At 70.9% G+C, this 11,166-nt stretch carries 11 protein-coding genes and 1 pseudogene; 5 read left to right on the top strand and 7 right to left on the bottom strand.

The features are described 5' to 3' along the window. Positions 1 to 457: pseudogene (locus tag EBH09_RS24875) on the top strand (glycoside hydrolase family 3 protein); the annotation flags it as partial. A gap of 313 nt (positions 458 to 770) precedes the next feature. Here the strand turns inward: EBH09_RS24875 and nagB are convergent. After that, positions 771 to 1,556: a glucosamine-6-phosphate deaminase gene (gene nagB, locus EBH09_RS24880; protein WP_121749144.1), complete on the bottom strand. Its 786-nt coding sequence runs from the start codon at positions 1,554 to 1,556 to the stop codon at positions 771 to 773. 132 nt (positions 1,557 to 1,688) lie between these two features. Further along, positions 1,689 to 2,450, bottom strand: coding sequence for an SDR family oxidoreductase (locus EBH09_RS24885; RefSeq protein WP_121749145.1), 762 nt, complete (start codon positions 2,448 to 2,450; stop codon positions 1,689 to 1,691). Between the two features lie 97 nt (positions 2,451 to 2,547). Between EBH09_RS24885 and EBH09_RS24890 the strand changes: the two genes are divergently transcribed. Together EBH09_RS24890 and EBH09_RS24895 are read left to right on the top strand one after the other, a co-directional pair. Beyond that, positions 2,548 to 3,195 carry a TetR/AcrR family transcriptional regulator gene (locus tag EBH09_RS24890; protein ID WP_121749538.1) on the top strand — a complete coding sequence of 216 codons (648 nt, stop codon included), beginning with the start codon at positions 2,548 to 2,550 and terminating at the stop codon, positions 3,193 to 3,195. Between the two features lie 427 nt (positions 3,196 to 3,622). After that, positions 3,623 to 5,098: a PAS domain-containing sensor histidine kinase gene (locus EBH09_RS24895; RefSeq protein WP_121749146.1), complete on the top strand. Its 1,476-nt coding sequence runs from the start codon at positions 3,623 to 3,625 to the stop codon at positions 5,096 to 5,098. Positions 5,099 to 5,269: 171 nt separating this feature from the next. Here EBH09_RS24895 and EBH09_RS24900 read toward each other — a convergent pair whose 3' ends face one another. Then, the gene (locus EBH09_RS24900; RefSeq protein ID WP_003973730.1) at positions 5,270 to 5,527 is read right to left on the bottom strand and encodes a WhiB family transcriptional regulator; all 258 of its coding nucleotides are present in this window, start codon (positions 5,525 to 5,527) and stop codon (positions 5,270 to 5,272) included. A gap of 321 nt (positions 5,528 to 5,848) precedes the next feature. Next, positions 5,849 to 6,817, bottom strand: a complete 969-nt coding sequence (locus EBH09_RS24905; protein ID WP_121749147.1) for a diacylglycerol kinase family protein — start codon at positions 6,815 to 6,817, stop codon at positions 5,849 to 5,851. A gap of 127 nt (positions 6,818 to 6,944) precedes the next feature. On the opposite strand from EBH09_RS24905, the gene EBH09_RS24910 reads away from it, so the two are divergent. After that, positions 6,945 to 7,391, top strand: a complete 447-nt coding sequence (locus tag EBH09_RS24910) for a hypothetical protein (protein WP_121749148.1) — start codon at positions 6,945 to 6,947, stop codon at positions 7,389 to 7,391. Positions 7,392 to 7,445: 54 nt separating this feature from the next. Here EBH09_RS24910 and EBH09_RS24915 read toward each other — a convergent pair whose 3' ends face one another. The 3 genes from EBH09_RS24915 to EBH09_RS24925 all read right to left on the bottom strand — a co-directional run bounded on the left by EBH09_RS24915 (position 7,446) and on the right by EBH09_RS24925 (position 9,442). Then, on the bottom strand, positions 7,446 to 8,522 hold the full coding sequence (locus EBH09_RS24915) for an RNA polymerase sigma factor SigF (RefSeq protein ID WP_121749149.1): 1,077 nt from the start codon (positions 8,520 to 8,522) through the stop codon (positions 7,446 to 7,448). After that, positions 8,519 to 8,932, bottom strand: coding sequence for an anti-sigma regulatory factor (locus EBH09_RS24920; RefSeq protein ID WP_003973726.1), 414 nt, complete (start codon positions 8,930 to 8,932; stop codon positions 8,519 to 8,521). The genes EBH09_RS24915 and EBH09_RS24920 overlap by 4 nt, the downstream gene beginning before the upstream one ends. Before the next feature lie 249 nt (positions 8,933 to 9,181). Further along, positions 9,182 to 9,442 carry a UBP-type zinc finger domain-containing protein gene (locus tag EBH09_RS24925; RefSeq protein ID WP_121749150.1) on the bottom strand — a complete coding sequence of 87 codons (261 nt, stop codon included), beginning with the start codon at positions 9,440 to 9,442 and terminating at the stop codon, positions 9,182 to 9,184. A 61-nt stretch (positions 9,443 to 9,503) separates the two neighbouring features. On the opposite strand from EBH09_RS24925, the gene EBH09_RS24930 reads away from it, so the two are divergent. Continuing rightward, entirely contained in the window at positions 9,504 to 11,096 is a 1,593-nt protein-coding gene (locus tag EBH09_RS24930; protein ID WP_121749151.1) for a Na+/H+ antiporter, read from the top strand. The last annotated feature ends 70 nt before the right edge of the window (positions 11,097 to 11,166 follow it).

The following is an 11,166-nucleotide window of genomic DNA, read 5'->3' on the forward strand; positions in this document are numbered from 1 at the left end:
GGAGTCCGAGGCCGGCGACGTGGGCCTGCGCGCGGCCCGCCGCGCCCTGCGCGTCACCGTGGCCGACGACTTCGCCCCCCTCACCGAACCGCCGTACGTGGCCGCCCTCACCCCCGTCGCGAACATCGCGGTCGGCGACGAGACCCCCTGGGGCATCGCCGCCGAGCTCTTCCGCCTGCTTCCCGGCACGGAGACCGGCAGCTTCACCGGACCCGAAGCCGGGCACGAGGTGCTGGCCGCGGCCGGCCCGCGCCGTGTCGTGGCCGTCGTCCGCGACGAGCACCGGCACCCCTGGATGGCGGCGGCCCTCGACACCTTGCTGGCGGCGCGTCCCGACACGATCGTGGTCGAGATGGGCGTCCCCCGCGCCGAGCCCCGGGGCGCCCTCCACCTGGCCACCCACGGCGCGGCCCGAGTCTGCGGCCGGGCGGCGGCGGAGGCGATCGCGGGCGTGTAGCGGGTACACCGCTTCGCCGGGCTCCGCTTGGCCGGCTCGGAGGTCGGGGCGTTCGGACGGCCGGGCTCCAGACGGTACGACGAAGGCGCCGGCCCTCCTGGTGGGGGCCGGCGCCTCTGGTTCGCGGTGGCGCACGTGACGGGTATGCCGGACGGGCCCGTCCGGCGATGTGCGTGGGGCCGCCGTAGGAACACCGTGCTTCGCTCGCCGGTACGGAGAAGGCGCCGAACCCCGTGGAGGGGATCGGCGCCCTTCGCCTGCGGCGGCTGTCCGTGTCCGGCCGGTCAGGGCCGGGGCGGGCTCGGATCCGGGCTCAGATTCCCTGCCAGTCGGGCTTGTGGGTGTAGGTGTGCCGGAAGTAGTCGGCGAGCTTCAGCTTGGAGGCGGCGGCCTCGTCGACGACCACCGTGGCGTGCGGGTGCAGTTGGAGTGCGGAGGCCGGGCACACGGCCGCGACCGGGCCCTCGACGCTCGCGGCGACCGCGTCCGCCTTGCCCTCACCGGTGGCGAGGAGCACCACGTGCCGGGCCTCCAGGATGGTGCCGATTCCCTGCGTGATCACGTGGTGCGGCACCTGCTCGATGTCACCGTCGAAGAAACGCGCGTTGTCGACGCGGGTCTGCTCGGTGAGCGTCTTGATCCGGGTCCGCGAGGCGAGCGAGGAGCACGGCTCGTTGAAACCGATGTGCCCGTCGGTGCCGATGCCCAGCAGCTGGAGGTCGACCCCGCCGGTCCCGCCCAGCGCCTCGTCGTACGCCTCGCACGCCCCCTGCACGTCCGCGGCCGTGCCGTCGGGGCCCATGAACGCGTCCATGCCGATCCCCAGCGGTTCGAGCACCTCGCGTCGCAGCACCGAGCGGTACGACTCGGGGTGCTCGGCGGGGAGACCCACGTACTCGTCGAGCTGGGCGATCCGCGCCCGCGAGGTGTCCACGACGCCCGAGCGCACCTTGGCCGCCAGTGCCTCGTACACGGGCAGCGGCGTCGAGCCGGTGGCCACCCCGAGCAGGGCGTCGGGCTTGCGTCGGAGCAGCTGTGCCATGGCTTCGGCTATCAGCTCGCCGCCTGCCTTGGCGTCCGGAACGATGACAACTTCCACGCTTGCCTGCCGTTTCGAAGAGAGGACTCGCCCGGGGTCCGGGACTGGCTGTGTGGGGCCCTGTGTGGTTTAGACCAATCTAACAGAGCTGGGCCCGGTGAGCGCGTCGAAACGGTCAGGTGGATGGCGGTGTCAGGTCAGCGAACCTCCCGTCGCGTCCACCCAGCTTCCCGTGACCCACCGGCCCCCGTGCGAGGCGAGGAAAGCGACCACGTCGGCCACCTCGGCCGGCGCCCCCACCCCGCCCAGCGCGGAGAGCGCCGCCGCCCGGTCCCAGCCGTCCGGGCTCCCGTGCAGCAGCCCGGCCGTGTTGTCCGTCTCGATGATGCCGGGCGCCACCGAGTTCACCGTGATGCCGCGGGTGCCCAGCACCTTGGAGAGATCACGCGAGAACACGTCCAGCGCGCCCTTCGTCATCGAGTACGCCATGTAGTCCGGCATCACCGCGGTGCGGGACAGCCCCGAGGAGATGTTGATGACCCGGCCGCCGTCCCGCAGGCGGTCCATGCCGTGCTTGAGGATGAAGAACGGTGCCTTCACGTTGACGGTGAAGACCGCGTCGTACTCCGCCTCCCCTATCTCCCCGATGGGGCGCGTGGTGCCGATCCCGGCGTTGTTCACCAGGATGTCCACGCCGTCGGCGTGCCGGTCGAACTCCTCCCACAGGGCCTCGGCGGCCCCGGGGGCGCCAAGGTCGGCCCCGATCGCGAACGCCGAGCCGCCCGCCGCCTCGATCGCGGCGACCGTCTCCTTCGCCGCCGCCTCGTTCCTGCCGTAGTGCACCGCGATGCGTGCGCCGTCGTGGCCCAGCCGCTCCGCGATTCCCCGCCCGATGCCCCTGCTCGCCCCGGTGACGAGAGCCGTCCTGCCCGCAAGTACGCCCCGCACGCCCATGTCGGCGCCCCCTTCGCATTTTCCTAGTGGTCGCTACAGAAAAGACCGTACAGCAGCCCGGCGACATTTCTCTAGTGCCCGCTATAAAATGCACTCCATGGTGAGCGGTGAGAAGAGCGGGCAAGCGGAGGCGTCGACTCCGAAGGTCGCGGCCAGGGGGCGGCGGGGCCGCCCCCGCTCCTTCGACCGGGCGACGGCCCTGGAGAAGGCGCTGATGGCCTTCTGGGAGCACGGTTACGAGGCCACGTCGGTCTCGGATCTCACGCGGGTCATGGATATCGGCGCCCCGAGCCTGTATGCCGCCTTCGGCGACAAGCGCTCGCTCTTCGAGGAGGTCGTCCAGGAGTACGGCGTGCGGTACGGCTCGTTCGGCGGCCGCGCCCTCGCCGAGGAGCCGACCGCCCGCGCGGGGGTGGAGCGGATGCTGCGCGAGGCCGCCGTCGAGTACACGGCTCCCGGCCGGCCGCACGGCTGCCTCGTCATCCACGCGGCCGCCAACTGTTCGACCGCCGAGGTCGAGGAGTCCCTGCGGGAGCGGCGCAACGGCAACATCGCCGCGATCGAGGACCGGATCGACGCCGACGTGGTCGCGGGCGTGCTGCCGCCGGACACCGACGCGGCCGCCCTCGCCCGGCACACCGGTGCCATGATCCAGGGCATGTCGCAGCAGGCGCGCGACGGCGCGAGCCGGGTGGAGCTGGAGGCACTCGCGGAAATTGCCCTGGCCGTCTGGCCCCGTGTGTGAGCCAACGGGGTTAGGCTTTGGCCGGGCGCTCGGATGTCCGAGTAGTCGACGGAACGCGACAACTGCGAACACCGTCCGTCGCATGGACACGATGAGTGGTCTAGTCCACAATGGCGACTGAGACACTCGCCGTGACACTCACGCAAGGTGATCGTCAGGCTTCCGCCTTCCCCGCACAGGAGGGCGGACCGAGGAACCGGTGCTCTCTGCCCTGACTGCTCCGGGTCCTCATCCTTCGGCCGACCGGGACCGCACACCCCACGGCCGTTGTTGCTCCGGGCTGCGGTGCCGGGAGGGTTGAGGGTCCCTCTCAGGCGCCGCGGCCCGCGGGTGTTTCCAGGGCGGTCCGGGACGGGATCCGGGAGCGGGGACGGCGGAATCCGGCTGGTTTCGATCGCTGTCCGAACCGCCAGGTACGCTCAGCCACGTGCCCTCCATGAACGAACTCGTACGCCAGCACACAGCGCTCGACGACTCCGACCTCGAGTGGCTCCACCTGCTGGTCTCGGAGTGGCAGCTCCTCTCCGACCTCTCCTTCGCCGACCTGGTCCTGTGGGTTCCCACCCGCGACGGCGCCCGCTATGTCTCCGTCGCCCAGATGCGGCCCAACACCGGACCGACCTCGTACCAGGACGACATGGTCGGCCACCTGGTCCCGCGAGGCCGGCGCCCCATGCTGGACATCGCCCTGGACGAGGGCCGGATCGTGCGCGAGGGCGACCCGGAGTGGCGCGAGGAGGTCCCGGTCCGCGTCGAGTCCATCCCCGTACGCCGTCAGGGGCGCGTCCTGGGCGTCATCGCCCGCAACACCAACCTCCTCACCGTGCGCACCCCGAGCCGCCTGGAACTCACGTATCTGCAGAGCGCCTCGGACCTCGCGCAGATGATCGCGGCCGGCGCCTTCCCGTTCGAGAACCAGCAGGTCGACATGGACGCCTCGCCCCGCGTCGGCGACGGCCTGATCCGGCTCGACGCGGACGGTATCGTCCAGTACGCGTCCCCGAACGCGCTGTCGGCCTACCACCACATGGGCCTCGCCGCCGACCTGGTCGGCCATCACCTCGGACGGACCACCGCCGAACTCGCCCCCTCCCGCGGCCCGGTTGACGAGGCACTCGCCAAGGTGGCCAGCGGCTGGGCGCCGCGCGAGTTCGAGATCGAGGCGCACGACGGGGTGATCCAGTTCCGTGCCATCCCGCTCAAGCCGAAGGGCACGCGTATCGGTTCGCTGGTGCTCCTGCGCGACGTCACGGAACTGCGCCGTCGCGAGCGTGAGTTGATCACCAAGGACGCCACGATCCGGGAGATCCACCACCGGGTGAAGAACAACCTCCAGACGGTGGCTGCCCTGCTGCGCCTCCAGGCCCGGCGCATCGAGTCCGACCGGGGGCGCGAGGCGCTGGAGGAGGCCGTGCGCCGGGTCGGCTCGATCGCGATCGTGCACGAGACCCTCTCCCAGAACCTGGACGAGCGCGTGGAGTTCGACGAGATCGCCGACCGCGTGCTGGCGATGGTGGCGGAGATCTCGCCGGGCAAGGTCACCGGCCGGCGCACCGGTCGCTTCGGCATTCTGGACGCCGAGGTCGCGACCCCCTTGTCGATGGTGCTGACCGAGGTTCTGCAGAACGCCCTGGAGCACGGTTTCCGCGACGGCGACACCGGCACGGTCGAGGTCTCCGCGGTCCGAGGCGGTACGACGAAGGAGGCCCGGCTCCTGGTCACCGTCCAGGACGACGGCGTCGGTCTGCCCGACAACTTCGATCCGCACCGCTCCGGCAACCTCGGCCTGCAGATCGTCCGCACCCTGGTGGAGGGCGAGTTGGGCGGGGCCTTCGACATGGTGCCGGCCCCGGACCGCGGCACCCGGGTGATCCTGGACATCCCGGTGCCCGTGGACAAGTAGCGAGCGGAGCCGGGCAGCAAAAAGCCTCGGACCCGTGAGGGTCCGAGGCCAGTGCTCGTGCGATCCATCGTCCGATGCGCATCGGGGGTACTGCGCGCTGCGGCTCGGGAGCGGGGGTTGCGTACTCGCTGTACGCGCCGCCAAGCTCAGGCTGTCAGCAGGGGTGGATGGTCAGGCGGAGGCCTGACGAGCCCGGTTGCGGGCGGCACGGCGCTTCATTGCGCGGCGCTCGTCCTCGCTGAGACCACCCCAGACGCCGGAGTCCTGGCCGGACTCGAGCGCCCACTGCAGGCACTGCTCCATGACAGGGCAGCGACGGCAGACGGCCTTGGCTTCCTCGATCTGCAGCAGCGCGGGACCGGTGTTGCCGATGGGGAAGAAGAGCTCGGGGTCTTCCTCGCGGCAAACGGCGCGGTGACGCCAGTCCATGGCTGCTACCTCTCCTTGGTATTACATGCTGGGATGCTTGTGAATGTGAACGCTTTCACGAATCCCTCAACAAGGGAAGGGCCTACCGTCAGGTTGCCCTGGCGTGGTCCTGTGGTTTGAAGAGGGGTTCCGATGATCTGTGAAGGCCGGTGTTGCGGGCCGTTCCGATCGCCAAGAAGAGACTCGCAAACCTCGGCGGCGGATACAACCCCTTCCGGAAAGTTTTTTTTGATTCTTCGGTGTCGACTAGGTCACAGCCGTACTTCTATGGGGTGGACCCTGGCCTAAACGTTCGAGTGAAAGGACTTTCGCCCCTTCTGCTCACACAATCACACGCAGTGCACGGCGAACGCCTGTGAACGTCACGCTGGTCCGCAGCCCCAGGTGGTCACCGTCCATCTGGAGGGGGAGTGGCACCTTCGAATGCAAGGTGAACTCGGTCATGTCGTGCAGGGAGACGGCATGCCGGCCCCGGGGTCCGCGCTCAGGGGACGAAGTGAGCAACTGGGTGCCATACCGGGCAACCGCGGCCGTCGACAGGCGGCTGAGGCCGAAGACGTCGAGCCCGGTATCGAACGAGGCTTTAGGTGACGCGTAGATCGGGCGATTGCCGAGAAACGTCCACGGGCACGTGTTCGAGACTATGGACAGCACCAGATCGGTGACCGGGTCCTCACCCGCCCGTTCCAGGGTGATCGTCCCGTTGCGGCGGTGCGGCTCGCCGACGAGCGCGCGCATCACCTGGCGGACGTAGAGGGCGTGCGTCGACTTCCTGCCGCGCTCACGGTGCTGCTCGACCCGGCCGACCACGCCGGCGTCGAAGCCCAGCCCGGCGTTGAAGGTGAACCAGCGGGCCGGGACCGCCTCGTCCTCCGTGCCCGGCGTACCCGAGGCCAGGCCCAGCCCGACGGTCCGCTCACTGCCCTCGCGCAGTGCGTCCAGCAGGGCGCCGGTGGCCTCCACCGCGTGGTTGGGCAGGCCGAGGGCGCGGGCGAAGACGTTGGTGGAACCGCCCGGGACCACCGCGAGACGGGGCAGCTTCTCGGGGCAGGGGCCGTCGTGCAGCAGACCGTTGACGACCTCGTTGACCGTGCCGTCGCCGCCGAGGGCCACCACCAGGTCGATGTCGTCGCTCTGTGCCGCCTGCCGGCCGAGGTCGCGCGCGTGGCCGCGGTACTCGGTGGTGACCGCCTCCAGCTTCATCTCGCTCGCGAGTGCGTGGATCAGCACGTCGCGCGTACGCGCACTCGTGGTGGTTGCCGCCGGATTGACCACGAGAAGTGCACGCATGGTCTGCAGGGTACCTACTCAGTGGTACCCGGCCCAGACCGAGGCGGAGATCGCCGAGGGCGCACGGAGCACACGGTCCGCCGGACGCGCCCATGGGGCCCAGTGCGCCGAGGGCTACCCTTCAGGGGTGAGCAGTGAGCAGAACCCCACCCCCGAAGCCGCCGAAGAGGCGGGCCCCCGTCCCGGCCGGCTGACCGCCGCGGCCGCGCTGGCCGCACTGGAGGGGCTGGCGCTCGTCGTCGGCGGCGCCTGGATGCTAGTGGGAGGTCTCACCGGCCACCCCGACGACCGGACCTCGGCCATCACCGGCGGCGTCACCCTGATCGCCCTCGCCCTGCTGCCGCTCCTCGCCGCCCGCGGGCTGATCGGCCGGCGGGGCTGGAGCCGGGGGCCCGCCGTCATCACGCAGATCATGGCGCTGCCGGTGGCCTACAACCTGTTGCAGGCCGACAGCGTGGCCATCCCGGCGGGCATCGTGCTCGGCGTCGTGGCCGTCACGGCGCTGGTGCTGCTCGTGAACCCCACGACCACCCAGGCCCTCGGCATCCGGGGACCCGGCGGCGCCGAGAAGTAGCCGAGGAGCAGTGGCCGTCCGGATGCCTCCGCCGACGGCCAACGACCGGTGGCGCTACTCCTCGACCAGCAGCTTCTCCCGCAGCTGCGCCAGTGTGCGGGCCAGCAGCCGCGACACGTGCATCTGCGAGATCCCGACCTCCTGCGCGATCTGCGACTGGGTCATGTTGCCGAAGAAGCGCAGCAGCAGGATCCGTTTCTCCCGCGGCGGCAGGTCCTCCAGCAGCGGCTTGAGCGACTCCCGGTACTCGACGCCCTCCAGGGCCTCGTCCTCGGCGCCCAGGGTGTCCGCGACCGCCGGGGACTCGTCGTCGGTGTCCGGGACGTCCAGGGAGAGCGTGGAGTACGCGTTGGCCGACTCCAGGCCCTCCAGGACCTCCTCCTCCGAGATCGCCAGCTTCTCGGCGAGCTCGTGGACCGTGGGCGAGCGCCCGTGCAACTGCGAGAGTTCCGCCGTGGCCGTCGTCAGGGCCAGCCGAAGCTCCTGCAGGCGCCGCGGGACGCGCACCGCCCAGCCCTTGTCCCGGAAGTGCCGCTTGATCTCGCCGACGACCGTCGGGGTCGCGTAGGTGGAGAACTCCACCCCGCGGTCCGGGTCGAAGCGGTCGACCGACTTGATCAGTCCGATGGTGGCGACCTGGGTGAGGTCGTCCAGGGGCTCGCCGCGGTTGCGGAAGCGGCGCGCGAGGTGCTCGACGAGCGGCAGGTGCATGCGGACCAGCCGGTTGCGCAGTTCCGCGTACGCCGGGCTGTCCTTCTCCAGCGTGCGCAGCTCGGCGAACAGGAGACGTGCCCCGCTGCGGTCCTGCGGGTCGTGCCGCGTGCCCCGTGCGCCCGGCACGCCGTCCTCGGAGTGTCGCTCGTGCTCGCTCATCGTTCCGCCCGTTGCCCTTTCCCGAGCCCTCGCCTCCGCTCGGACGGGCCGGACGGGGGTCTCCCCGGTCCGCTGTCCGTCGTCCGGGACGACGGCCTCGGGGGAGGCCTCGTCCTCCGGATGCGGCCGGGCCTGCTCGGGGATGCCGTCGATGCCGTCCGCCGTGCGCCGGGCGTCGTTCTCAGAACGTGCGCCCTCGGCCGGCAGCTCCCGTGTGCCGCGCTCTTCGTCCCGCACCGGCCCGTCCCCGTTCCTCACGTCGGCCCGGGTCCCGCGCCGCGCTGTTTGTAGAGGCTGATCGAAACGGTTTTGTCCTCGTCCACGGCGGAGGAGACCTTACCCGCGAGGGCGGACAGCACGGTCCAGGCGAAGGTGTCCCGCGAGGGGGCGTGGCCGTCCGTGGTCGGCGCCGAGACGGTGACCTCCAGCGAGTCGTCGACGAGACGGAAGACACAACTGAGCACCGAGCCGGGCACGGCCTGCTGAAGCAGGATCGCGCAGGCCTCGTCGACCGCGATCCGCAAGTCCTCGATCTCGTCGAGGGTGAAGTCCAAACGGGCTGCGAGGCCGGCCGTCGCCGTACGCAGCACCGACAGGTAGGCACCCGCGGCCGGCAGCCGGACTTCGACGAAGTCCTGGGTCGCGGGCTCGCCTGCGATCTGGGACACCCTCACCTCCAAGGTGGTACAAGCGTTACAGGGTCGAGGGCCGCCCCTCGGGTAACGCGCTACGTGGTTCAGCGGTGACGTTATCGCGCTCCAGAGTTTCCTGTCCCCGAGACCCCAACCCCTTGCTGTCACTCATAGTAAACACATGAACACGCACAGTGGCTAGGGGTTCGGCGGGCCCAAATCGGAAGAGCGCGCGCCGGGTTGACGTACCCAGGCGTCAGAGGGTCGAACCGTCCCCGGGACAGGTCACACGAGTACGTGGTCTACGAAGCACCAGCGCCAGCTCTCACCCGGCTCGAAGGTCCGCATCACAGGGTGGCCGGTCGCCTCGTGATGGGCCGTCGCGTGCCTCCTCGGCGAGGAGTCGCAGCAGCCCACGTGACCGCAGACGAGGCACAGCCTCAACTGCACCGGGTCCGTGCCCTCGGCCAGACACTCCGGGCAGGTCTCGCCGCTCGGCTCCGGTTCCGGGTGCGGCAGCGCGTCGGCGTGCGTGCACTGTTTCATGATTGCCAGGTTACGACGGGTGTGCGGATGACCGCGCGGGAAAAGAGGGCGGGCGAGGACCATGGACGTGATGCCGCTGCTGTTGCTGGTGGCGGGCAGCGCCGCGATCGCCGCGGCGGGGCGGCGCGTGCCGGTGCCGCCACCGCTGCTGCTGGTCGCGGTGGGTCTGGCGGTGAGCTACGTCCCCGGAGTGCCCGACTACACCCTCGACCCGCACATCGTCCTGCCCCTCCTGCTGCCTCCGCTGCTCCACACGGCGGCCACCGACAGCTCCTACCTCGACCTGCGGGCACAGCTGCGGCCCGTGGCGCTGCTGTCCGTGGGCTACGTACTCTTCGCCACGTTCGTCGTCGGCTGCGCCGCGTACCTGATCGTGCCCGGCCTGCCGCTGACCGCGGCCCTGGTGCTCGGCGCGGTGGTGGCGCCGCCGGACGCCGTCGCGGCCACGGCGGTGGCGCGCCGCGTGGGGCTGCCCTCCCGGATCACCACGATCCTCCAGGGCGAGTCCCTGGTGAACGACGCCACCGCGATCACCGCCTTCAGGGTGGCGCTCGCGGCGGCGGTCGGCGAGGGCGCCACATGGGCCGGCGGGATCGCGGAGTTCCTGATCGCGGCCATCGGTGGCGTCGGCGTCGGGCTGGTGCTGATGGTGCCGCTCCACTGGTTGCGCACGCACCTGAAGGAGGCGCTCCTCAAGAACACGCTCTCCCTGCTGATCCCGTTCGCGGCCTACGCCGTCGCCGAGCAGGTGCACGCCTCCGGGGTGCTCGCGGTGGTGGTCGTCGCGCTCTATCTCGGCCACCGCGCGTGGGAGGTCGATTTCGCCACCCGTCTCCAGGAGGAGGCGGTGTGGAAGATGGTCGCCTTCGTCCTGGAGTCGGCCGTGTTCGCCCTGATCGGACTCCAGCTGCCCGTCGTCCTCAAGGGCCTCGGGGAGTACGAGGGTGCCGACGCCGCCTGGTACGCGGTCGCCGTCTTCCTGGTGGTCGCCGTGGCGAGGTTCGTGTGGGTGTATCCGGCGACCTTCCTGCCGCGGCTGTCGCCACGCGTACGCGCGCGTGAGGGCGACCTCTCCTGGAGGGGGCCGTTCGTGATCAGCTGGGCCGGGATGCGGGGCGTGGTCTCGCTCGCGATCGCCTTCTCCATCCCGCTCACCGTGCACGGCGGCGAGCCCTTCCCCGAGCGCAACCTCATCCTGTTCCTCACCTTCACCACGGTCATCGGCACGCTGGTCGTCCAGGGCGTCACCCTGCCGCCGCTGATCCGCCTGCTGAAGTTCCCCGCGCGCGACGTACAGGCCGAGACGCTCGCGGAGGCCAACGCCCAGGCGCAGGCTTCCCGGGCCGCGGAGCAGCGTCTGGACGACCTTCTCGCCGACGAGCGCGACGCCCTGCCGGCCCCGCTCGCCGACCGCCTCCGCACGGTCCTGGAACGGCGCCGCAACGCCGTCTGGGAACGGCTCGGGCAGGTCAACCCGGTCACCGGGGAAACCGTCGACGACACCTACCGGCGGCTGTCCAGGGAGATGATCGGCGCGGAGCGCGAGGTCTTCGTCCGGCTCCGGGACGGCCGCTACATCGACGACGAGATGCTCCGGACGCTGCTGCGCCGGCTGGACCTGGAGGAGGCGGCGGCATACCGGGAGACGGCGTAGGTGGGAGGCGGGAGGCGGCATGAGGCGTCACACGCGCGTGTGGCGGCGGACGCGAGCACGGGGGCGGACG

The organism is Streptomyces sp. E2N166 (genome assembly GCF_003671715.1).
Classification (GTDB): domain Bacteria; phylum Actinomycetota; class Actinomycetes; order Streptomycetales; family Streptomycetaceae; genus Streptomyces; species Streptomyces thinghirensis.

Excerpts from the sequence above, each read along its gene's own strand:
- EBH09_RS24885 (WP_121749145.1), bottom strand. The coding sequence starts at position 2,450 with ATGGGCGTGCGGGGCGTACTTGCGGGCAGGACGGCTCTCGTCACCGGG.
- EBH09_RS24900 (WP_003973730.1), bottom strand. The coding sequence starts at position 5,527 with ATGGACTGGCGTCACCGCGCCGTTTGCCGCGAGGAAGACCCCGAGCTC.
- EBH09_RS24905 (WP_121749147.1), bottom strand. The coding sequence starts at position 6,817 with ATGCGTGCACTTCTCGTGGTCAATCCGGCGGCAACCACCACGAGTGCG.
- EBH09_RS24930 (WP_121749151.1), top strand. The coding sequence starts at position 9,504 with ATGGACGTGATGCCGCTGCTGTTGCTGGTGGCGGGCAGCGCCGCGATC.
- EBH09_RS24890 (WP_121749538.1), top strand. The coding sequence starts at position 2,548 with ATGGTGAGCGGTGAGAAGAGCGGGCAAGCGGAGGCGTCGACTCCGAAG.
- EBH09_RS24925 (WP_121749150.1), bottom strand. The coding sequence starts at position 9,442 with ATGAAACAGTGCACGCACGCCGACGCGCTGCCGCACCCGGAACCGGAG.